General features: G+C 37.6%; 23 protein-coding genes. 17 read left to right on the top strand and 6 right to left on the bottom strand.

The features are described from left to right. Nucleotides 1–44: 44 nt before the first annotated feature. The 10 genes from LACWKB8_RS07925 to LACWKB8_RS07880 are packed head-to-tail and all read left to right on the top strand — an operon-like array spanning nucleotide 45 to nucleotide 7,457. Complete coding sequence (locus tag LACWKB8_RS07925) at nucleotides 45–1,505, top strand: PRD domain-containing protein (protein WP_038524347.1); 1,461 nt, start codon at nucleotides 45–47, stop codon at nucleotides 1,503–1,505. Then, on the top strand, nucleotides 1,489–1,908 hold the full coding sequence (locus LACWKB8_RS07920; protein WP_038524344.1) for a PTS sugar transporter subunit IIA: 420 nt from the start codon (nucleotides 1,489–1,491) through the stop codon (nucleotides 1,906–1,908). The genes LACWKB8_RS07925 and LACWKB8_RS07920 overlap by 17 nt, the downstream gene beginning before the upstream one ends. 15 nt (nucleotides 1,909–1,923) lie before the next feature. Then, nucleotides 1,924–2,382 (top strand): PTS sugar transporter subunit IIA, encoded by a 459-nt coding sequence (locus tag LACWKB8_RS07915; RefSeq protein ID WP_038524341.1) that lies wholly within the window; start codon nucleotides 1,924–1,926, stop codon nucleotides 2,380–2,382. Between the two features lie 18 nt (nucleotides 2,383–2,400). Next, nucleotides 2,401–3,228, top strand: coding sequence for a class II fructose-bisphosphate aldolase (locus tag LACWKB8_RS07910; RefSeq protein ID WP_038524338.1), 828 nt, complete (start codon nucleotides 2,401–2,403; stop codon nucleotides 3,226–3,228). A 15-nt stretch (nucleotides 3,229–3,243) separates the two neighbouring features. After that, nucleotides 3,244–3,930 carry a triose-phosphate isomerase gene (locus LACWKB8_RS07905; protein ID WP_038524335.1) on the top strand — a complete coding sequence of 229 codons (687 nt, stop codon included), beginning with the start codon at nucleotides 3,244–3,246 and terminating at the stop codon, nucleotides 3,928–3,930. A 1-nt stretch (nucleotide 3,931) separates the two neighbouring features. Beyond that, a complete protein-coding gene (locus LACWKB8_RS07900) occupies nucleotides 3,932–4,450 on the top strand; it encodes a YjbQ family protein (protein WP_038524333.1) in 519 nt (172 codons plus the stop codon). Nucleotides 4,451–4,484: 34 nt separating this feature from the next. Next, nucleotides 4,485–5,816 (top strand): PTS galactitol transporter subunit IIC, encoded by a 1,332-nt coding sequence (locus tag LACWKB8_RS07895; protein WP_038524330.1) that lies wholly within the window; start codon nucleotides 4,485–4,487, stop codon nucleotides 5,814–5,816. A 23-nt stretch (nucleotides 5,817–5,839) separates the two neighbouring features. After that, a complete protein-coding gene (locus tag LACWKB8_RS07890) occupies nucleotides 5,840–6,127 on the top strand; it encodes a PTS sugar transporter subunit IIB (RefSeq protein WP_038524326.1) in 288 nt (95 codons plus the stop codon). 2 nt (nucleotides 6,128–6,129) lie between these two features. Beyond that, entirely contained in the window at nucleotides 6,130–6,744 is a 615-nt protein-coding gene (locus LACWKB8_RS07885) for an SIS domain-containing protein (RefSeq protein ID WP_052059680.1), read from the top strand. 35 nt (nucleotides 6,745–6,779) lie between these two features. Then, nucleotides 6,780–7,457: a fructose-6-phosphate aldolase gene (locus LACWKB8_RS07880; RefSeq protein WP_038524323.1), complete on the top strand. Its 678-nt coding sequence runs from the start codon at nucleotides 6,780–6,782 to the stop codon at nucleotides 7,455–7,457. Between the two features lie 55 nt (nucleotides 7,458–7,512). Here LACWKB8_RS07880 and LACWKB8_RS07875 read toward each other — a convergent pair whose 3' ends face one another. Beyond that, entirely contained in the window at nucleotides 7,513–8,079 is a 567-nt protein-coding gene (locus LACWKB8_RS07875) for a DNA-3-methyladenine glycosylase I (protein WP_038524320.1), read from the bottom strand. 204 nt (nucleotides 8,080–8,283) lie between these two features. On the opposite strand from LACWKB8_RS07875, the gene LACWKB8_RS07870 reads away from it, so the two are divergent. From LACWKB8_RS07870 to LACWKB8_RS07855, 4 genes are all read left to right on the top strand, one after another. Continuing rightward, a complete protein-coding gene (locus LACWKB8_RS07870) occupies nucleotides 8,284–8,769 on the top strand; it encodes a hypothetical protein (RefSeq protein WP_038524317.1) in 486 nt (161 codons plus the stop codon). Nucleotides 8,770–8,822: 53 nt separating this feature from the next. Next, nucleotides 8,823–10,220: a metallophosphoesterase gene (locus LACWKB8_RS07865; RefSeq protein WP_038525052.1), complete on the top strand. Its 1,398-nt coding sequence runs from the start codon at nucleotides 8,823–8,825 to the stop codon at nucleotides 10,218–10,220. A gap of 107 nt (nucleotides 10,221–10,327) precedes the next feature. Beyond that, nucleotides 10,328–12,277, top strand: a complete 1,950-nt coding sequence (gene asnB / locus LACWKB8_RS07860) for an asparagine synthase (glutamine-hydrolyzing) (protein WP_038524314.1) — start codon at nucleotides 10,328–10,330, stop codon at nucleotides 12,275–12,277. Between the two features lie 19 nt (nucleotides 12,278–12,296). After that, entirely contained in the window at nucleotides 12,297–13,562 is a 1,266-nt protein-coding gene (locus LACWKB8_RS07855; RefSeq protein WP_038524311.1) for a carboxylate--amine ligase, read from the top strand. Nucleotides 13,563–13,611: 49 nt separating this feature from the next. Here LACWKB8_RS07855 and LACWKB8_RS07850 read toward each other — a convergent pair whose 3' ends face one another. Next, a complete protein-coding gene (locus LACWKB8_RS07850) occupies nucleotides 13,612–14,448 on the bottom strand; it encodes a LysR family transcriptional regulator (RefSeq protein WP_038524308.1) in 837 nt (278 codons plus the stop codon). Nucleotides 14,449–14,563: 115 nt separating this feature from the next. On the opposite strand from LACWKB8_RS07850, the gene LACWKB8_RS07845 reads away from it, so the two are divergent. From LACWKB8_RS07845 to LACWKB8_RS07835, 3 genes are all read left to right on the top strand, one after another. Continuing rightward, nucleotides 14,564–16,033, top strand: coding sequence for an FAD-dependent oxidoreductase (locus tag LACWKB8_RS07845; RefSeq protein ID WP_038524305.1), 1,470 nt, complete (start codon nucleotides 14,564–14,566; stop codon nucleotides 16,031–16,033). A 245-nt stretch (nucleotides 16,034–16,278) separates the two neighbouring features. Further along, a complete protein-coding gene (locus LACWKB8_RS07840; protein WP_038524302.1) occupies nucleotides 16,279–17,499 on the top strand; it encodes an MFS transporter in 1,221 nt (406 codons plus the stop codon). Between the two features lie 93 nt (nucleotides 17,500–17,592). Further along, nucleotides 17,593–19,542 (top strand): M13 family metallopeptidase, encoded by a 1,950-nt coding sequence (locus LACWKB8_RS07835; protein WP_038524299.1) that lies wholly within the window; start codon nucleotides 17,593–17,595, stop codon nucleotides 19,540–19,542. Between the two features lie 82 nt (nucleotides 19,543–19,624). Here the strand turns inward: LACWKB8_RS07835 and LACWKB8_RS07830 are convergent, their stop codons facing one another. The 4 genes from LACWKB8_RS07830 to LACWKB8_RS07815 form a co-directional block, all read right to left on the bottom strand. Beyond that, entirely contained in the window at nucleotides 19,625–19,825 is a 201-nt protein-coding gene (locus LACWKB8_RS07830; protein WP_038524296.1) for a hypothetical protein, read from the bottom strand. Next, nucleotides 19,818–20,396 carry a DUF3990 domain-containing protein gene (locus tag LACWKB8_RS07825; RefSeq protein ID WP_038524293.1) on the bottom strand — a complete coding sequence of 193 codons (579 nt, stop codon included), beginning with the start codon at nucleotides 20,394–20,396 and terminating at the stop codon, nucleotides 19,818–19,820. Before LACWKB8_RS07825 ends, LACWKB8_RS07830 begins: the two co-directional genes overlap by 8 nt. Nucleotides 20,397–20,683: 287 nt before the next feature. Further along, nucleotides 20,684–22,714: a KUP/HAK/KT family potassium transporter gene (locus LACWKB8_RS07820; protein WP_038524291.1), complete on the bottom strand. Its 2,031-nt coding sequence runs from the start codon at nucleotides 22,712–22,714 to the stop codon at nucleotides 20,684–20,686. A 120-nt stretch (nucleotides 22,715–22,834) separates the two neighbouring features. After that, a complete protein-coding gene (locus tag LACWKB8_RS07815; RefSeq protein WP_038524288.1) occupies nucleotides 22,835–23,278 on the bottom strand; it encodes a hypothetical protein in 444 nt (147 codons plus the stop codon). Between the last annotated feature and the right edge of the window lie 172 nt (nucleotides 23,279–23,450).

Below are 23,450 nucleotides of genomic sequence, written 5' to 3'. Positions count from 1 at the left end.
ATAATTTCAGAAATAAAATGTAGGTATGAAAAGGAGGTACTTGGTTGAAAAACAAGATGAATGATAAGGAGCTGTTAAATTTTTTAGAAAAACAAACTGGATATACGAGTGCTGCCAAGATTGCTGCGGCTTTTGACGTATCTGTTAAAACTGTTTATCGCCATGTTAACAGCGTTAACGGGAATAAAAAAGTTAAAATTATCAACTCCGAAAAAAGCAAGGGCTACACTTTAAGCAAAAACACGGCACTTAAGAAATATCAGCAAGATGCTTCTTTTTCTGATAAGGAAAGTCCCGAGCTTCGCAGGAAAAAAGTGATTTTGAAAATCTTGTTTAATTCACCTCAACCAATAGCAATTTACAGTTTGTATAAAGATGAGTATGTCAGCGAGTCAACGATCAACGCTGATTTGCTCAAAATCAAGAATATTCTCAGCAAGTCAAATTTAACGTTAATTCAGAAAAGCAAGAAGGTTGCGGTGCTGGGCAAAGAAGATGATATTCGTGAAAAAATCAATTCCTTATTACATTGGCATAAGGGAAAAAATAATAGGGTGCCAATTGATGGGATCAGTGAAATTGATTTAACTTTCATTCAAGAACAAATCAATATCATCGAACAATTAAGTGCGACCAAGATTCCTTATCCCTATGACATTAATATTTGTTCGCATTTATATATTTTAATTCAGAGAGCAAGAAAGCAGATTGATAAAAATTACAGTAATAAAATTTTTGTTTCCGCAAATGAAATCAAACAAAATCATGATTTATACAGAATTGCAGAAATAGTGATTGAAAATGTAGAGAAATTCATTGTCAAAAAGATTTCGAAGTTTGAAATCAATTATTTGTTTAAGTATTTGCTTTCCTCCCGCTTTATTGGCAAGCCAAGTCAACCGGATCAAAAATCCCTCTACTCTAAAAGCGTTGAAACCTTTACCTCCCAGTTGATTCAACGTGTGGCTCAGAAAATAAAACCTCAAATCGATGAGCCGGTATTAAAGAAGGAACTGATCAGCCATATTGGGCCAATGATGAACCGGATTAAAAACAATATTTCGGTAGAAAATGAGCTTTTACCGGATATTCAAGTTGAATATAAAGATTTGTTTGCGGCGATTGAGCAAGAATCTAAACAGTTATGCCTGCAAATGAAAATACCCTTAATTTCCAAAAATGAAGTGGGGTTTATTACTTTATATTTTGAAAAAAATATCGAGGAGATTACTAAAAAATATCATGTTTGGGTGGTTTGCGCTAGCGGAGTGGGAACTTCTGAATTATTGAAGCTAAAAATTCAAAAAGAGTTTAGCAATATTGTTGTCGACAAAGTGATTTCCTCGCTTGATGAACAGCTTTACCGGCTGAACAACGGCTCTAAAACAGATCTCATTATTTCTACTGTAGAACTGCCTTCATATATATCGAATAAATATGTCTTGGTCAGTGCCATGTTGAATAAACAAGACAAGGAGAAGATAAAAAATGCCATCTACGGCTGAATTTTATGCGGTAGTTACGCAAACAACAGATATTTTGCAACTTGCTGAAATATATATCAGAAAAAAAGCGCCGTATTTAAGCTCAAGCTATATCAAACGCAAAATAATTGAGCGCGAAAGATTAGGGGAAACCTATGTTGGTCATAAAACCATCATCTTGCATGTAATCAGTACACAAATAACTGCTGATTTCGGGCTGTACCTGTTTTTGTTAAATATCACCCACTGGGAATCTTTATACAGTAAAAAAATATATCCCATCAATAAGGTCATGGTGATGTGTGTTAACCCCAGACTTACAAGTCCCGAGTTTAAGTTTTTGCTTAAATTTTTTAATTGTCGACCAGAACAAGTTGAGCATGATTTTGGTCTTGAGAAGAACAAAATTTACCAAATAAAGTAGAAAAAGGAAATTAATTTGTATATAGATAAGAAATTGTTTAGTGAACAAGTAATTTTGCAGCAGCAAGAAATGAAAAACAAACAAGCAGCATTAACTATTCTGGCAAATGAATTGCAAAGGAAAAATGTTGTCAATGCAGAATTTTTGCCTGCTATTTTAAAGCGTGAAGAAAAATATCCTACAGGTCTGGCACTTGAAGGGGGTTTAGGCGTGGCCATTCCGCATACTGATCCTGATAAGGTGGAAAAAGAGCAGCTAGGATTCATTTCACTAAAGGAGCCAGTCAAATTCAGGCAAATGGGTGATATAGACAGTTATGTGAATGTTTCAATGGTATTCATCTTATGTCTAAAAAGCCCAGATAAGCAGCTCAATATGCTCAAGAGCCTAATGACTATGTTTACCGACACGGTGACGATGAAGAAAATTCAGAATTCAACCACGAGGGCTGAATTTTTGGCAATTGTAAATTAAGAGATAGAGGAGTAAAAAATGTTAATTTCAGCAAACGAAATTTTAAATTCAGCAAAAAAAGGCGGCTACGCTTTTCCCCACTTTAATTATTGGGACGAACTATCTATTAGGGCCGAATTGGCAGCAGCAGAGAATAAAAAATTGCCAATTATTTTGGCTTGGGCAGAAAAGCATGAATCACGCTTAGATATTAATGAAGCACTCTCTTTAGGTGAATTTTATGCAGAAAGAGCACATGTACCCGTCGTCTTGCATTTAGACCACGGTACAGATCCCGAACTGGTCAAATGGGGCGCCGCACATGGCTTTACTTCGGTGATGATTGATGCTTCAAATGAAGAATTTAGTAAAAATGTGCAGATTACCAAAGATGTAGTTGATTACTGTCACAGTTTAGGTGTGGTAGTGGAAGCTGAAATTGGTCACGTTGGTACCAATGCTTCTGACGACAATACCATTTATACGGAGGTTGCGGCAGCTACTAAATTTGTGAGCGAGACAAACGTTGATTCTTTGGCTGTTTCTATCGGCACTTCTCACGGTGTTTATCAACAAGGCACGCCAAAACTCAATTTTGCCAGAATAAAAGAATTAAGGGACGCAGTTGCAGTGCCACTTGTTTGTCATGGCGGCTCATCATCAGGTGACGCCAATCTGAAGAAGGCAGCGGCAAGCGGTATTACTAAGATTAATATTTTCACCGATTTGGCTAATGCGGCATTAAACGTCGCAAAGGAAAATGATTATCCGTCATTATTTGATCTCCTTGCGGCACAAGAAAAAGCCGTGTGTTCATTGGCAGAACACTATTATGACGTCTTTGACACCGCCCACTATTCTTTTTAGGAGGAAAAAGCAGAAATGAAATTAGTACAAAAGCCGTTCCTGATGGTCAATCCTAAAGTTTATTTATATGGTGAAGAATTGGTTAAATTGGCCAAAATTGCTGATAACTTAGCGCAAAAGTACCAGATTGACATCCTTTTCACTGCACCGCTTATAGATTTGCCCGCAATTAAAGCTGCTACCAATCACTTGCTTTTAACAGCCCAACACATGGATCCCGTAGTTGCTGGCAGAGGAATGGGGCATGTTCTTCCAGAAGGGCTTAAAGCAGCAGGTGTAAAAGCAGTTGTTTTAAATCATGCGGAAAATCCGCTGACGGTGAATGTCTTAGCACGCACTATTAAAAGAGCTAAAGAACTCGGTTTATATAGTATTGTTTGTGCTGATAGCGTTGCAGAATGCCAAGCAATAGCTGAGCTTGAGCCGAATATGATGATCTGTGAGCCCACCAGCTTAATTGGTACTCACCAAACAAGTGATGACGAATACATTACAAGTACAGTTCAGGCAATTAAGGCGATTAATTCAAACATTATGGTTTTAGAAGCAGCAGGTGTAAGTACAGGTGCTGACGTGCACAAAGTTTTGCAATTGGGTGCTGATGGTACAGGTGGCACCAGCGGAATTGTTTGTGCTGCTGATTGGGAGAAAAAAATAAGTGAAATGCTGGAACCAATGAAGCAATTCCAAAGGGGTGAATAATATGAAAGTTTATCAAGATGAAATTAAAATCGAAACTGCCGCTAGAGTCACTTATCAGAATATCACTGAGCAGTTAAAGCAAATTGTCAAAAATAGTGCTATCAACAATGGCATTTGCTTAGTTCAAACTCCACATACGACATGCTCAGTTTTATTTGAAGAGTATGTGCATGACCATGATTTTAACGGCGACGAATTTTTACAGGTAGATTTGAATAATATTTTGGATAAAATAATTCCACCAGAAAAGAGTGAAAACTCTAATTACCGCTATCCCGGTCCAGAGCATGTGCGCTTTTTGGAAGAATTATCTCAAAAAGATAAAAATTATCCCAATGAAAAAAATACGATTCTCAATGGGGATGCACATATCAAAGGCTCACTTTTTGGTTCTAACCAAACATTTGCGGTAAAAGAAAATGAGCTGCTGATTGGTTCTGTGGGCTATGTTTATTTTGTCGACTGGGATCAAAACCGCGCCAGATCACGTAAATGCAACGTAGTCATTTTGGGTGAATAACATTGACCGCAGTGAAATTTAAGGAGAAAGAAAAATGTTACAGGCATTACAAACTATAGTTAACTGGGGTGCTCCAGTTATATTGCCTATTATTATTGCTATTTTTGCAATGATTTTGGGTGCAGGATTTAAAAAATCATTTGTAGCAGGTTTAACTGTAGGTATCGGCTTTATTGGCTTAAATTTAGTAACCGGTTTGCTGGGAGATACTTTGGGCAAAGCAGCTCAGGTAATGGTTAAACGCTTTGGCTTATCATTAGTGACACTTGATATTGGTTGGCCCGCCGCATCGGCTATTTCTTATGGTACGATCTTGGGTATTTCAGCAATCCCTATTGGCATTGCAATCGACATCTTTTTACTTTTGTTTGGCTTAACCAAAACATTGAATATTGACATTTGGAACTTTTGGCACGCTGCTTTTGTTGGTGGACTAGTCTATGGTATGTCTAACAGTTTTCCGTTAGCAGTTTTTTCAATGGTAGCGTACCAAGTAATGTTGTACTTCTTAGGCGACTTAAGCGCGCCAGTTTTGAACAAATACTACGGCTTTCCGAATATCACTTTCCCGCACGGGACTTCTGCACCGGGTTATCTGGTGGCACTACCATTAAACTGGGTATTTGACCGCATTCCCGGCTTTAACAAATTAAAGGCTAATCCAGAAACTATCCAGAAAAAGTTTGGTATTTTAGGTGAAACCTCTGTTATGGGTTTAATTATCGGCTTAGTAGTTGGCATTCTTGCTGGTTATGATATAGGTAAAGTCTTAAATTTGGGAGTACAAACAGCTGCCATTATGGTGTTGTTACCAAAGATGGTTTCGGTTTTAATGGAAGGTTTGACACCTGTTTCTGATGCCGCAAATGACTTTATCAAGAAACGCTTTCCGGGACGTGAACTTTATATCGGTATGGACTCAGCTTTAGCCGTAGGCGATCAAGCTGTTCTGGCTGTTTCACTTTTGATGATTCCGTTAACTCTTTTACTGGCTGTGATTCTTCCAGGAAATAAAACTATTCCTTTCGGCGACTTTTCCACTATCCCATTTGCCGTTTGTCTTATGGTACCAGTATTTGGCGGCAACATTGTTCGCTCCGTTGTAGGTGGCGTGATTTATATGACCAGTATTTTATACGTCACTTCATGGATGGCACCATTAGTTACCAAGATGGCGGAAGCTGCCAGCTTTAATATTGGGCACGCAACCAGTATCACTTCACTAATAGAAGGTGGTTTGTGGTCAACCTTCCTCTTTGTTTGGGGAGCAAAATATCTGCCGTGGATCATAACTGGCGCAATTTTAATTGTTTCGTTAATAGGACTATATTTCCTTAATAAAAGAAAAGCTGTTAAGGAAAGCTAAATACAAATTGGAGAATTAAACTAATGAAAAAGATTTTAGTAATGTGCGGTACTGGAATAGCCACATCAACTGTTGTTGCCAACCGCATTAAAGAATATTTGAACAAACAGGGTCTGGGAAACAATGTCAGCATTTCACATGCCAGCATTAGCGAAAAGATGAGCAGTTTGGATGATTACGATATTATTTTATCGACTACAGTAGTTCCGGCAGGCATCAAAGATAAGGTAATCTCAGCCGTGCCACTTTTGACCGGTGTCAATGCTGAACAAGTATATCAGGAAATTGCAAAAAGGGTTAAGGAACAATAATTATGGCAGAAAAACAGATTAAAAGTGCAGATTTCGAAGACATTATTACTAAAGAAGGAAATACTCTCAAATATGTTGCTGCCAATATTGACTATAATCAGGTTTTACAAGTATTTGACTTAATAAAAAGTTGTCAGGGAAAAGTGATTATTTCTGGTTGTGGCACTTCTGGAATGGCTGCTAAAAAAATTGCCCATACTTTAAACGTGATTGAACAGCCTGCACTCTACCTTTCGCCAGCTGATACACCACATGGTGGTGGCGGAGTGGTCAGTCAAAATGATTTGGTTATCTTAATATCTAAAGGTGGTCAAACAGAAGAAATTAATAAAGTGCTTGAGATTAGTAAGAGTCGTCAAGCTAAAATTATTGGTGTAACTGAAAAAGCTGATTCCTTTTTAGCCCAGAACTCAGAGTGCATTTTACAGGTCATCGTCGATCAGGAAGCAGATGATTTTCATATGATGGCTACTTCCAGTACTTTAGCCGTTATTTCCGTATTTGACGCTATTTCAGTCATGATAGCGCGGAGCAAGCACTATTCTCAAAAAGAGTTCTTAAAAATTCACCCCAGTGGAGAAGTTGGACAAAAACTAAAGTATAATGTAGGTAAATAATATAATTTACTTTAGTTTATGGGGAGAAAACTACAATGGAATTTTTATTAGATACAGCAAATATTGATGACATCAAAAAATACCAAAAAATTATTCCTTTATCTGGGGTTACTACTAATCCTTCAATAATTAAAAAAGAAGGCAAAGTCGATTTTTTTAATCATTTAGCACAAATAAAAAAGTTAATTGGGGATAAACGTTCATTGCACGTTCAGGTAGTAGCCACTACTACTGAAGGGATAGTGGCTGATGCCCATGTAATTTTAGATATATTAGGAAAAGATGTTTATATCAAGATTCCAGTTAACCAAGCTGGTTTGGCAGCAATCAAAATTTTAAAAAAAGAAAATGTGCGAATTACGGCAACCTCAATTTATACTGAACTTCAAGGCTTTCTTGCAATAGCTGCTGGCGCCGATTATTTAGCACCTTATTATAATAGAATGGAAAATAATAATATTGATGCAAATAAAGTTATCAGCGACCTTAACCAAGTAATTAATCACGAACAGCGAAATACTAAAATTCTAGCTGCTAGTTTTCACACTGTCAGTCAAATAACCAGCGCAATTGCAAACGGCGCGCAAGCTGTTACTGTAGCTCCCAGCTTTATTGCTGAAGGGCTGGAGTCACACCTTATTACAGATGCCATTTCAGACTTTACTTCTGACTGGGAATCAATATTTGGCAAAACAACTATTTCGACATTATAAAATTTGCAAGCAAATTAAATAGTAAGATAAAAGATTGATTTAATTCAATCTTTTTTTATCCGTGATATTTAAACGGACAATTTTCCAAGTGATCATTGATTAAGCCAACTCCTTCTAAAAAAGAATAAATAATCACCGGACCCACAAACGTAAACCCGTCTTTTTTCATTTGCCCAGCTAATTTTTGTGCTACTTTATTTGTCGTTGGCACTTCTGAACTTGTTTGTGGATGGTGCATAATTGGCGTCTTAATAAATTGTTGTAGATAATGGGCAAAACTGCCATACTGTGCGTCAATAATTAAAAGAGCGCGGGCATTATTAATTGTCGCCGTGATTTTGCGCTTGTTGCGGATAATCCCTTTATCCTGCATTAATTGTTCAATATCGCTTGCCGACATTTGCGCAACTTCTTCTGGCACAAAGTTTTTAAAAGCAGTCCGGAAATGGGTCCGCTTATGCAAAATGGTCGACCAACTTAGGCCTGACTGAAATGATTCTAGCAGCAGCATCTCATACAAGTAATGTTCATCTAAATTAAGTTTGCCCCACTCATGATCGTGATACTCTTTAATTAGGGGGTCGCCATGATCACTCCACGGGCAGCGAGTAATATTGTTCATCTTTTTCTCCTTTGCTTTATCGTAGCGCTTAAAGATAAATACGTAAAAAATATTTTTTTCTTTTTTAAAAATATATTACTTAGAATTAATAAAATAATTGACTTTGACTGTATCAGTATTTGGAAAAGTTAGAGAAACTTTTCCTTCAAGAAGTGCAATAGTAGTTTTTTTGGTATAATATATAATGAACTTTAGGAGGAAACCATGGAGAAGTTAGAGATAGTAACTTTGGCCGATGACTTGGCCGCAAATCAAGAGAGTATTTTAAATAAAGAAACGGATTTTGATGCCGAGGCAGTTTATCGTGTAATTGACAGTTTGCACGTTTTGCATAAGCCGATTAAAGAATACTTCAAAATGACGCAAGAACAGTATTATGATACTGAAAGTGATCATAAATTAACTTTAATCAAGTTGTCAGAACAATTGACCGATTTACATGATCGGATTTTAACCAACCATGTTGATGGTTTCGTTGATAAAAATGAAATTAATCTAACTTATAATCATGAAAATCCTTATGAAGATGGGTTTTACAATGCAGTGGTTGATTTTCACGTTGTTTCTTACGGCTTTAAGGTAATTGGGGCAGTTCAAGAAGTAGCGCCCAAAACATTACAAGGAGTATTATCTAAAGATGCTCTTTTAGCAATTGGTTTGGCAGCACACGCTTTAGAAAAAAGTTTATAGTTAAGGGCTGAGCAGTGTGCTCAGTTCTTTTTGTTTCTGGTTGGGGCAAAAAAATGGGTGTTTTTAAGTATGCTAAAGGACTAGCAGATAAAATTAACGGAGCTAAATTACATGCTGTGTTCAAGAGAAAAGACGAACAGCTGGATCCGATGCAGGAATATTTAACGGTAGGAGAATACCATGTTGATGGGGAACAAGGTACGCCCAATGAACAACCTTATACTCTGACCGTCTATCAAGATGAAAATAAAATTTTACACCAAGCCCTTAGTTTGGAAAGTACTGATAAGTTAGAACCTGAATATGTCCGTCGTTTTAGTCCCGAACTGCAGCGCTATCGCGCATTTGTGAGCCGTAAAAATGGGCGCCGCTACGTTGTAGAGGAGTATTTAGATCGGTTCGTGGCAAGGGTCAAAGGTCATATTCGTACTGGTAAAAATTCGGTTAATGTGAGCGTCATTACCGATACCCATTATAAAGACCGTAACAGTATGGACTTTTATGGTTGGAACGGCCTGACTCATGTTAATGAATTTTCTTATCTTGATGATTCTGGTCTTCTTAATCTAAAGATCCATTTGGGTGACTGGATTGATGGTTCGGATACCGGCTTTTTAGGTGAAAGTGAATTAACTAAATTACGTGATTCATTTATTTCTGACAAAGTACCTTATATGCTAATTAAAGGCAATCATGATGAAAACGATAAGTTTGATGAACATCATGACCTAAGGGCATCTTTCCCCGAAAATGAATTTGAGGGAATTATGTGGCCTGCTTTATATAAACAAAATGGCATTCATTATATTACCCGTCAGCATGGGGTCTGTTATTATGACGTTGATGATTTACGGTTTATTTCCGTTAACACTTCAGACATACCTTACTACTTGGACGCCCAAGGCAGAAAAAAATATGATGTTAAGCTCACATTGGCAGTAAGAGAAGATCAAATCGAAGAAATTATTGAGATTCTAGAGCAATCTTCGAATAAGCATATCATCTTTATGAGCCATGCTAATCCGATTAATCGTAAGGGATCAAACGCCTTAAAATATAATGGTCGTTCTTTGCACGAATTACTCGTTGCGTTTAATCAGGGTGAAAAGGGCCAGATGCATTCCAGCCATGGCATACCACCAGAATTTCGCTTGGCTAATGATTTTGATTTTACTAATGTGAAAAATGCCCGCATTATCGCCTACTTTTGCGGTCATAGACACAGGGAAGATCAATATCGTATTAATGGTATTCAATATATTTTGTTTAATTGTTCAGCATTGATGGGTCCAAATCATGCTTTGACTACCAAATATAATAAAAATTGGAAGCGGCAAATAGACCATCAAACTGAATTTGCGGGTTACATTGTCAATATTGATTTACAACGGCACTATATTCAGGCCTTTGGTTATGGTGCAGCCAGCAAACGCAGAATCTTTTATATTTAGTAAAATCGCGACGGGCAATTTGGAAATTGCCCGGCTTTTAGCATATAATGGAAAAGTTAAAATAGAAGCAAAACTATACAAAAAAATAAATTAAGGGAAGATAAGTAATGTGCGGGATTGTTGCATTTTATAATCCGGAAATAAATGATAAGCAAGCTGCCATTGGTAAAATGATGGCAACAATTAAGCACCGTGGTCCTGATTCAGACGGTTTTTACACCAATGATAAGGTCGCTCTGGGTTTTAGAAGATTGTCAATAATTGATTTACGTGGCGGCAGTCAGCCGATTTATAACGAAGATCAAACGCGGGCAATTATTTTTAATGGTGAAATATATAACTTTGAACCATTGAGAAAAGAATTAATTGCTGCTGGGCACACATTTACCACTAAGTCCGATACAGAAGTCCTTTTACACGGCTACGAAGAATGGGGCATGGATGGTCTGCTTAAGAGAGTCCGTGGCATGTTTGCTTTTGCGATTTGGGATGACAATACTCAGACATTGTATGGTGCCCGCGATTTCTTTGGCATTAAGCCGCTCTACTACAGTGATGAGAACGGTCATCTAACTATTGGGTCAGAAATTAAAAGCTTTTTGGCGTTACCCGGCTTTAAGCGTCGCTTAAACATTGAAGCAGTCAAACCATATTTGATGAACCAGTACAATGATTTGCACGAAACATTCTTCAAAGGTATTTACCGTTTTCCTGCTGGTCACTGGTTTGAATATAAAGATGGCGCAATGAAAATACACCAATACTGGGATGCAGAATACAAGGCTAATACTTTAAGTTTTGAGGAAACAGTTAATAAAATTGACGAAGATTTACATGAATCAGTTAAATTGCATCATATTGCCGATGTTCCCGTTGGTGCATTCTTGTCAGAAGGCGTAGATTCAAGTTATATCACCAGCATTTTAAACCCAGATGATGTCTTTTCAATTTCTTTTGACGATGCCACTTATGATGAAGCATCTAAGGCAAAAGCTTTAGCTGATATCAAGGGCTGGAATTTCTTTTCTGATAAGGTAAAAGCTGATGAGGCAATGCACGATTTTCCAGAAATGCAATACCACATGGATGAACCGGATGCCAACCCGTCAATAATTCCATTATGGTATTTGTGTAAAATGGCTCGGAAGCATGTTACTGTAGCCCTATCTGGTGAAGGTGCGGATGAACTATTTGCCGGTTATGTTAATTACGGGATGCACACTCATAACAGCATTATTAAAGTGTTCACTTCACAATGCAAAAAGCTGCCGAAGAAGACCAAGGTTAAGTTAGCACATAAAATTAAAAAGATGCCGAATTTCCCGGGGAAAGTTCATCTGTACACCAATTTGGCTGAACCAAGTGAGTTTTACGTTGGTCAATCAGTGATTTATGATATGGACTATCCCACAATCTTTTCTTCAGAAGACGCCAATAAAATTTTAAAACCATCGTATCGTAATAAATTAACTGTTAATGGTATTTATCAAAGCGACTTTAAAAAAGTAAAAGATCTTGATAATGTCAGGCAAATGCAATATATTGACCTGCACCACTTTATGCTTAATGATATTGAGCAAAAAGCGGATAAAATATCAATGGCACACTCGCTTGAATTGCGTGTACCTTACTTAGATAAAAAGGTTGCAGAAAGAGCTAATTCAATTCCAACCGATTATCTGGTTAATAAGTATGATACTAAGTATGCTTTGCGCAAAGCTTCGGAAAAGGTCCTTCCTGATGAATGGGCTAAACGACCAAAACTAGGTTTCCCGACCCCAATCAAAGAATGGTTGCAGGAGCCACGCTTTTATAAGCAGGTGCGTGAACTTTTCAGTGAAGACTTTGTTCAGGATATTTTTGAGCAGGACAAAATCTTGCGCTTACTAGATGAAAACTACAAGGGTGACGGTTCGCATCGTCGACAAATATGGACTATTTATACATTTTTGGTATGGTACAAATTGTTCTTTGTTGATTATGAAAAAACGGTTGCCAAATATCAGCATGTTCAACCAGAAGTTGCCAGCTTAATTGAGCAGGGCAAGCTGGTTTAATGAGGAGCATAATTTATCAATGAAACAAGATTTTACCCCAATTTTACTTGGTAGTGACATTAACGTATATGGCATGGCCCGATCGTTTAACGAGGCTTATGGCATTAAAGTAAAAGCGCTGGCTGATAGTCAACTGGCAGCGACTCGTTACTCCAAAGTCGTCAATGTTGAATTGCACCATGGCTTTAGCGAAGATCCGACCTTTATAGAGGTTATGCGCGAGCAAATGAAAATATATCAGGATCATCAGGAACCAGTAATCTTAATTTCTTGTGGTGACGGTTATTCAGAGCTTTTATCCAAACATAAAAGTGAACTGGAAAAAGTTTTTATTGTTCCATATATTGAGTATGACCTGTTACAAAAGTTAATTTCCAAAGAGAGCTTTTACCAAATTGCCGAAAAATATGGTCTGCCATACCCTAAAACTAAAATTGTAACGATGGCTGACTATCAGGCGGAAAACTATTTGGAATTACCCTTTGGTTACCCGTTAGAGCTTAAACCGGAAGATCCTGTTTCTTGGCTTGACGTACATTTTGAAGGTCGCAAAAAAGCTTTTACCATTCATAATGAAACTGAATTGCGCGATATTGTCGGCAAGATTTATGAGAATGGTTATCAAGAGGACCTAATTCTGCAGGACTTTATTCCCGGTGATGATTCATACATGCGTGTGCTAAATGCTTATGTTGATAAGGATCATCATATCAAGATGATGTGTATGGGGCACCCTTTGCTGGAAGACCCAACACCTCAGTCAATCGGCAATTATATGGCGATTTTACCCGAATATGACGAAAAGCTTTACGAACAAGTGGAGTCATTTTTGGAAAAAATCAATTATACCGGTATGGCTAATTTTGATATTAAATATGATACGCGGGATGGAAAGTATAAATTCTTTGAAATTAACCTGCGCCAAGGGCGTTCAAGCTTTTATGTTACCCTTAACGGCTATAACTTGGCCAAGTGGTATGTGGATGACTATGTTTATGATAGCCTGCACGATAAAGAAGCAGTTTATGGCAATAAATTAAAATCAAAGCACGTGTTATGGCTGGGGTTACCTGTCAAGGTATTTAAGGAATATGCGGTTGATAATGAAGCCAAGCACTTGGCAGAAGAACTGATCCACGAGGGTCGCTACGGTACGACGGTCTTTTATGATCAGGACCGTAATTTTAAACGCTGGTTGCTTTTGAAATACATGTTCCATAACTATAAGGGGCGCTATCAAAAGTATTATCAAGAAAATAAAGGTCAATTTTTTAAAACTAATTAAAAGAAAAAGGATGATTGCAGCAGATGGCTGTAATCATCTTTTTTGTTAGTTAGATTTTTGCAATTAGCTTTTTGGTAATCATATTAGCGTCGCTCCGGTAAAAGAAGCCAACGTCTGCGTTAAAATGCCAATTGACTTTTTTGCTTATAAGTGGAGAACAAGAACTGGCTAAAGTTTCATGGACTAGAATAAGGTAGTTTTTGATGATAGCTTCGTTTACTAGTGCCTTGTTAAAGACAGAGTAGCTAATCAAGTGGGTCTTTTGGCAATTACTTTTAATAAAATGCCTGATTTGTCCCGATTGTTTTAAAACAGAGCTTTTAATAATGAGTATTTTTTGCTTATCCAAGTCGGAAATCGTCAATTTTTCTTTTTGCGCCAGCTTGTTTTGTGGCGGAACAGCTATTAGCAATGGGGTAGTGGTTACCTTTTTGAATAAAAAGCCTTGTTTAGGAATGGGCTCTTGTGAATACAGGCTTTCTATAAGGTCAATGTTTTGCGGGATTTTTTCATAGTCTTTAATCTCTTGAAATTTTAGTTGGACATTATTTGCGCGTAAAAAATCCAGCCAAAACTTATCAAGTAAGTTGGTCGTGCTTAGGTAGCCAGTGCCTACTACTAGCGTGCGCTGGTATTTTTTCATTATTTCTTCGGTTTCTAAGTATACCCGCTTAATTTTACGGCATTGCTTTAAAAATAATTTGCCAGCTTCGGTTAAAGTAACACCGTGTGAATCACGCTTAAATAATTCACAGTCCATTTTATTTTCTAATAAATTAATCTGTTGCACTACGGCTGATGGCGATATATATAATGTCCTGGAGGCAGCGGAAAAGCTGCCGGCTTCTGCTACTGTGAAAAAAGTGTCAATTTCATGGTCATACATTTTTATACCTCATCTAGTGTTAAGTCTAACCTTAACTCTGCATGTGCACAATCAAGAAAGCGCTTTTTAATGAAAATAATATAATTTAGTTAGATATAAAAAGGAGTGAATCGTTATGACTAAATTTGATATTGTCGTTATTGGTGCTGGCGCTTCAGGAATTGGCGCAGGCTTAGCTGCTGCACAGAACGGCGCTAAAGTTGCGCTTTTGGAAAAGGGCGCTAAGTTTGGCGGTGCCGGTAAGTTCGGTGCCCAAGGGCTGTTTGCGGCTGAAAGTGCAAAGCAAAAGGTAGCAAACGTCAACTATACTGTCAAAGACGCTTATGAAGAAATAATAAATTATACCCACCATTCTTCCAATGCCAGAATGACTAAAACTATTGTCACTAAATCGGCTTCTACAATTGACTGGCTCAAAGAAAATGGTTTAGATACAGAGCTTGTAACCAATACCCAAGAAGTACACCAAAATCACCCCCGGACTTATCACCAGTTTATAGATAAATTTAATGGTTTTGACAGAGTAATGAACAACTTTAAAAAAGCTGGTGGCGTCTTACTGACTGAAACAACCGGTAATAAAATAATTCAGGAAAATGGTCGGGTCACTGGAGTTGAAGTTGTCCAAAATAATCAAACCAGCATTTTAGCAACTAAGGCAGTTATTTTGGCTGATGGTGGTTTTGTTGGTAATAGACAGGAAATTGCCCAAAGTCTGGCAATTGATCCGGATGATTTATATTCAATGGGCGAAAGAAAGGCCACTGGCGACGGCTTAAGAATGCTGCAAGAAGTTAGCGGAATTAATAATTATAAGCGAATATTTGAAAATCATGCCGCTACGGTTTTTTCAGCCTCTAATCCTAAATGGTATAATGACACAATATTTACGTTAACGTGTTTGCCTTTTTTATGGATAGATAAAGAAGGCAAGAGGTTTACCAATGAAGATTTAGTATACGATTTTGCTCTTTGGGGCGACACGGTTTATGCCAATGGTGGCTACTATTATTTCTTGTTAGACCAAGCATTAGTTGATTATTTGAAAACTGCAAGTCTTAATTGGACCAGCTCTTTTGAAAGGACTTTTAGATTATTAGACGGTCAGCCTATGACACATAAGGTAGGACCATTTGCCGAGATAGAAAGTGACTTGCAAGAAGCTGTGCAGGAAAAAGCAGCTTATAAGGCTGATAATATTTTAGAATTGGCTGATAAGATGAATGTTGATGCTAAAGTGCTGCAGCAAAACGTTGCTCGCTACAACGAACTAGTCGCAAAGCATGATGATACTGATTTTTATAAAGATAGTTCATTTATGTCAATTCCGGTAGCCAAAGCACCGTTCTATGCTGTACGGGCAAATTCGACTACACTGGGTACTGTTGGCGGCGGACTCGTGAATGAAAACTTTGAAGCGCTGAATGCTAGCCGCAAGGTTATTCCTGGAGTTTATGCGGTTGGTAACAATGCCTCTGGAATGTTTGATTCGTCTTATCCAACAATTGAAGGCTTGAGCAATGCGTTTGCGTGGAATTCAGGTCGGATTGCCGGTGAAAAAGCAAGTGAGTTTGTAAGGGAATAATAAAAGACTACTTAAGTCAGCTTTAATAGATATGAATAAAGAAGACTGATAAGCCGTTATGTTTAGCGGGTTTAGCAGTCTTTTTAATTACGCTTGGCAGGGATGCTATAATCCCACTTTTTCCCCAACATGGTTATGAATACTAATGAAAATCTCTCGTCTTTTTTGTATTTAAAAGGGTGTTCATTTTTAATACTTCTTGCTAAACTGGTAAATGGAATCTAAAAATAGAAAGGACTGAATAAATGAAACTTAAACATGATTCTAATGAGGAAACAGAAATTAAGTTGCGCTGGCTTTTACTGGGGGAGTTAGCAACGTGGATTGGGTCGAGTTTTGTTTGGCCCTTAACTTCCGTTTATTTAAACAAACAATTACACATCAGCCTTTCTGTAATAGGGGTTGTTTTATTTTGCAATTGCGCCAGTAACGTTTTGGGTTCCCTAATAGCAGGTCGGCTATACGACCGAGTTAATCCGTATCCGCTAATCGTTACTGGACTGGGGCTTGATGCACTGGTCTTATTCTGTATGGCGTTTTTCCATGGTTGGCCGGAATACTGGTTTTGGCTTATTCTTACTGGTTGTATTAGCGGCTGGAATGGGACTTTAATCAATTCAATCGCAACCAGTTTGCATAATTACTCGGGTCGCTATGTGTTTAATTTGGTCTATTTTGCCCAGAATGTAGGAACGGTTACTGGTACGCTGTTAGTAGGGTACCTATATGATTTTTCAATCGAATTTCTGTTCCTTTTGGCAGCGTCATTATTTGCGATTGCCTGCATTAACGCCGCAATTCACTATCGCCCTATTAGTACTTATCACAAAAAGCGGCAAAAGAATGTTGCTGAAAAGGGCGAGAAACCTAAAAGTGAATCAATGCCTAAGTATAACTTTATGCTCATGATCGGATTTTTGATTTCACTTGCCGTGACTTGGCTCATGTACATGAACTGGGAGTCTAATTTATCCGTTTATATGGTTTCACTCGGGATACCATTTCATTTATATAGCTTGTTATGGACGTTAAATGGTGCAATTATCGTTACTGTGCAAGTGATTTTGGCACGCTTTCCGCATCTTTTTAAAAATCTTTTCCACCAGATAATTTTTGGGACGCTTATGTTTGCTATTTCATTTGCAACGTTGATTTTTGCCAAAGATTTTGCGCATTTCGCACTCTCAATGGTAGTTTTGACTTTGGGTGAGGCGACTGCTTTTCCAGCTGTTCCAGCTTACATTAACGACCTGTCACCTCTTAGCAGTAAGGGTAAATATCAGGGCGAAATTAATGTTGCGCGGGGAATAGGACAAGCTTTTGGACCACTGTTTGGTGGTTTAGTGATTGACCGGGCAGGCTATATTCCCTTTTTCATAATTGCTGCTTGCGGTATTTTTATGATGATTGTGCTTCTACTGCCACTCCATGCTAAATTGCGTAAGCACATTACTCTTTACAAGTAATTTGTAAAGACTTTTTAATATTAACAGCATGATTAAAATGATAATATTAATTTAGTCTATTTTTAATTTAAATGAAAAGGGAGGACTCTTTTAATGAATAAAAACTTCGCAGTTCGCGGCGGTAGTGGTAATATTATCGAACCCAATGTTGGGGCGCGTCCGCAAGATAACTTGTATTTAGCAATTAACTCTGAGTGGATTGAAAAAACCAAAATTCCTGAAGACCGTTCACGGATGGCTTCTTTTGACGGTATTGACGTTGAAGTTGAAAAGAACTTGATGCAAGACTTTGCAGATTTTGCTTCTGGTAAAAAAGAAATTCCGAATGTACCTAATTTGGCGGAAGCCGTTAAGTTGTATCAAATTGCCAAAGACTTTGATAAGAGAAATAAAGACGGGGCTGAACCAATTCAAGCTGATTTGGAAATGCTTGCCGGATTAAAGGACTTCTCAGATTTTAATTTGAATGCGCCTGATCTCAATACTATTACTGCAGTTCCATTTAGCTTTGATGTTGAACCAGATATGAAAAATACCAAGGTCAATGTTTTGTGCTTCTCGGGTCCCGGCACTTTCTTACCTGACACTACAACTTATGAAACACCAGATGCACCAAAATTGCTGGACACTTTGAAAAAGCAAACTGTTAAGCTGTTAACGATGGCTGGTATTGCTGAAGATAAGGCGCAAAAATACACTGACGACGGAATTAAATTTGACGCCAAGTTGGCAAAAGTTGTTAAATCAACTGAGGAATGGGCAGATTATCCTGCTACTTATAACCCAACCAAGATTGCTGACTTTGAAGCTAAGTTCAAGGAATTTAAGATTTCTTATTATCTTAAAGAAGTGATTGGTGAAGAACCAGACAGAGTAATCGTCCAAGAACCACGTTACTTAGATCACATTAACGAACTACTTAATAAAGATAACTTTGAAGAAATTAAAGGTTGGATGCTGATTAACTTTATCAACAATTCAGCTGCTGTTTTGTCACAAGATTTCCGTGATGCAGCATTTCCATTTAGTCAAGCTTTATATGGTCAGCCTAAATTATCCAGTGGTGAAAAGCAGGCTTATCATATTGCAAATGAAACCTTTAGTGAAGTAGTTGGTGTCTATTACGGACAAACCTATTTTGGTGAAAATGCCAAAAAAGACGTTGAAGATATGATTCACCGGATGCTTGAGGTATATAAGGAGCGCCTGCAAAATAATGATTGGCTTTCCGAACAAACTAAGAAACGTGCAATCATTAAACTAGACGCACTGGTTTTGAAGATCGGTTATCCAAGTAAAATTGAAGAAATTTATAATCGCTTAAAGGTGGTTCCCGCCAGTCAAGGCGGCAGCCTTTATTCAAACGAGCGCGGCTTTGCAATTGAAGCTCAAAAGTATAGTTTTGAGCAATTACATAAAGAAGTAGACAGAACTGTTTGGGCAATGCCGGGTAACTTGGTAAATGCCTGCTATGATCCACAAAGAAATGACTTGACATTCCCTGCAGCTATTTTGCAAAAACCATTTTACGATTTGAAACAAGATAGAGCAGCCAACTTTGGTGGTATCGGTTCTGTTATCGCCCACGAAGTTTCCCACGCCTTTGATAACAATGGTGCTCAATTCGATGAATTAGGCAACATGGAGAATTGGTGGACTGACGAAGACTACGCTGAATTTAAGAAACGGACGCAAGCTGAAATTGACTTGTTTGATGGTATTGAATACGGTCCAGTTAAGCTTAACGGTAAGCAGATCGTTTCTGAAAACATCGCTGATCAAGGTGGTTTGACTGCTGCAGTTGAAGCCGCTAAGAATGAAAATGATGATTTAAAGAAATTATTTGAAAACTTCGCGCGGATTTGGGCTAATAAGCAACTGACTGAGGCAATTAAGAGCCAGACTGCAGTTGATGTTCACGCACCCGGTCCTCTGCGTGCTAACGTTCAAAGTCAATGTCAAGATGACTTCTATAAGACTTTTGACGTTAAGCCGGAAGATGGTATGTGGCTAGACCCTGAAAAACGTGTACACATCTGGTAATTAGTCTTAAAAACAAAAAAGAAACATTGTTCGACAATGTTTCTTTTTTGTTAGCTTAATTTTAAACTCTATTACTTAAAAACTAAAGAGCTACAAAATCTACCAACTTTTCGTTAATTAATATTTGATAAGCATAATATTCAGGCCCAATGTGTTGCACAATGGAGTCGCTTGTATCAAGCTTGTCAATATATTTATTCATAATTCGCTGGGCTTGGTCTTCACTTATACCTTTATTCACAGCAAAGGCGATCATTTGCTTAAGGAAAATATCTCTATCCATTGTACTCACACCTCACTATCTTAATTCGATCAACTGTTATCTGTTTGCATAAGCTTTCACTAATTAAAGCTAGTTGATCATAACTTGTTTCATAATATTTATTATAGACACTCTTTTTAAAAGAGGCAAAGTCTTTATTTTCTTTATATTTAGTTACAGCGCTTGTCAAACTACCATCGGCTATGCAACCATAAACATATTCTAAGCTATCAAGTTGTTTGTAGCCCAAACGGTTATTTAATACAAATCGTGCCCAATTTTCGTCCATTTCCGGAAATTCTTTTCCAAGTCCTGTTAGTATATTTTTCATATTAATAATTACTATAGCAGGATCTAAATTATATAAACCTAAAGATGACTTTCTAACAGCCCATTTAATAGCCTGACTTTTATTTGAAGTTAAATAAAAAGCTGGTCCAAAATCATACGTATTAGAGGGAAGATGCTTTTTTGCAAATAGAGGGTCTATTCCATTTTTTAAAATTGATTTTGCAGCATTTAACGTAGTACCATGATACCAATATTTATTATTCTTATAAAAATTGTTTGATTTTGATTTACAAGATAGCATTATACCTCCAGCGCTATTGTATCTTCTAAAGCTATAGTTTAAATTTATTGTCAAACGATTTAAATTTACTTCTGCTTCTTTGAATTGAAATAAAACTTTATTAACTTACCTTGCTATTCTAATAATAAGTATGATTAATAAGCTAAAAACTCTTTTTTATTTTGTCATTATTTATGTGTTTAATCCTTGTTTTTTAAAATAAAGCCGTCTTAATACTAGAGAAAATAATCAATTACTTAGAAATAAAAATCGCACCTGTAAATTTGTTCTACAGGTGCGATTTTATATTAATCAAATTCTTTATTCTTTAGATTAGAATAGTCGCGCGGCGCAACCCTCTTGATGTGTAAGTTATGTCTTGGTTTGCCCAAGATAAGAGGTACCTGTTCGACAACAGTATCGGTGTATTCCAAGCCGAACCAAGATGCTGGATTAGATGAGAGGTTCTGTAACCAGACTCTTGCTTTCAACATCACTTTTTCAAAGCCCTTCAATCTTGTAAGGGGACTGACAGCTTCATTGACGATTACAAACGAGAAGTCACCTACTTTACGTCCTGGGGTAGTGGTGTAATCTTGAGGTTGTGCTTCAATTGTGCCGTCTTTGATCAAGTCGTGAACTATTTGACGCAAGTAAACGTTAACGCTGGTTTGCTTTTTAAACCCGAGATAGAGCTGCACGTTAATGACGTTTTTTGTGCCATAAGTATTAACGGCATATCTGGCAGTGAACGGCTCGTTAGTGATGTTAACTGTTACAAACCAATAAGCCTTTGCCCGTTTAGGTCTTTTATCCAAAATAGAATACATAATCTCACGCTTAATAAATTTATTGTATTTAACTTTGGCCATGTAAACCAAGTTAGTAGCGTAAGTTGGGTAATCATCATCGTGGCTTAAATCCGTCAGCATATCAGTATATTCGTCTAAACGCACATAAGTATGAGCACCTTCGTGTTTATCGCGGACTTTGTTACCGAAGTACCAGATGAACATAATGACACCAATGAAACCAGCAATTAAGACGGTGACGTAGCCTCCGTGCATAAATTTGGTCAGACTGGAAATCAAGAACATGCCCTCAATAAAGCCAAAGGCAAGTAGGAAGCAGAGACGCAATATTAGCGGGTGGTGTTTTGAACCCAAGTATTCAAATAAGAGCAGGGTAGTCATCAACATTGTGACCGTAATTGACAGACCGTAGGCTGCTTCCATGTGTTCTGATGTCCGGAAGAAAATTACTATAGCAATAGTAGCTATACAGATCATCTTGTTTACCGATGGAATATAAATTTGACCATGCTTGGTCGTAGGGTAATTAATATTCATTCGTGGTAAAAACTTTAAACCACTGGCTTCTGAAACCAGTGTAAATGACCCCGTAATCAATGCCTGAGAAGCAATGATTGCGGCAATGGTGGCTAAGATAATCGCAAATAAACGCAAATCATCGGGCACAGCTTCAAAGAACGGGTTAAGTTCACCGCCATGAGGCTGATAATTAGGATTTTGCAGTATCCAGACACCTTGACCCAGATAATTTAAGGTTAAGCAGAGAAAAACATAGGGCCATGATCCTCGAATATTGCCTTTACCGACATGACCTACGTCGGAATAGAGAGCTTCCGCACCAGTAGTGGCAAGGAAGATAGAACCTAGAATAAAAATACCTGCCTTGTTGGAGGGACTAAACAGAACTTTAATTGCCCATACAGGATTAAGTGCTTCTAAGATCGACCAGTCATTCGTCATATTGTAGACGCCGATTATTCCCAAAAATGTAAACCAGACAAACATGATTGGACCGAAAGCTTTGCCAATACTGCTGGTGCCAAGCATTTGAATTGAAAACAGCACCAGCAAAATTGCAATCGTGATGATGATGACAGCATTTTGGTTAGGTACTGGAACGCTAGAACCAAAGTGCATATTCTTAAGTCCCTCAATCGAAGTGGTGACCGTTACCGCTGGCGTCAATGTACCATCAGCTAGGAGTGCTGCTCCCCCGATTAGAGCCGGCATGACCAGCCACTTGGCACGTTTACGTACTAATGCGTATAACGCAAATATTCCGCCTTCACCACGGTTAGTAGCTCTAAGTGCAATCAGGACGTACTTCACGGTGGTTAATAATGTTACCGTCCAAAAAATCAAAGAAATTGACCCTAAAATCAATTCCCGATTAACGTTGGCAATACCACCATTTCCCGTAACGATTGACTTCATTACATAGAGCGGACTAGTTCCGATATCACCATATACAATTCCGATGGTAATTAATAAACCGGCAGCTGAAATCCGCTTCTTATTTTTATCCATAGTAATTATGTACTCCCATAGACAATATTTTAAAGTTTGCTTTAAGTAAAAAAGAATGTCATCTTGGCATTCTCTTTTAAGTATCTATTTTGTTCTTTTTTTTGCTATTACACAAGTAAATTATGATAAAGAAGTAGGAATATTATTGCGACGATCTTCGTACCAGTTGTCCCAATCATCGTATGATGTCATCTTGGTGGCATCAACATTATCTTTGTCTGCAATTTGATCAATTATACTTTGGAAGTTTTGTGCATGATATTGCAATACATGCTTAACTAATTCCTTGCGGCTAAAGTGAATGTTGTCCAGAAGATAGTGGTTAATGTCAACCATGTTGGAGTTATCATCGTACAAGTTCATGATTTCTAAATCGCGTTGATTAAACTTGGAAATATAAAAATCAGCAAAGACTGTTAAATGTTCAGGTTGCTCAGCAAATTCTTCCTGTGGCATAGTAGTCCATTCAGCGTCGGGCATCACAACCTTGATTTCTTCTTTTTCGTCTTTTTCTTGTTCTTTTTCGTTATCTTTATCTGTGCTATTATTTTCTTTTTCAGTCAAAGCAAGACACTCCTTTAATAAAAATAGGAAACGTGAAAGTCAATAGTCATTTTACAGAGTTTAACCTATAAAAGCAACTATTGAACCAATTTACTATCTACATAATAGTAGTTTTTGTAAAAAATTAGCAAATTAGAGCATTTAGTCTATTTGTAAAAATTGCGCTGGGGGA

The sequence above is a fragment of the Lactobacillus sp. wkB8 genome (assembly GCF_000761135.1).
GTDB lineage: Bacteria > Bacillota > Bacilli > Lactobacillales > Lactobacillaceae > Lactobacillus > Lactobacillus helsingborgensis.
The sequence above is the reverse complement of the archived record's forward strand: the minus strand, read 5'-3'. Positions and strand labels throughout refer to the sequence as shown.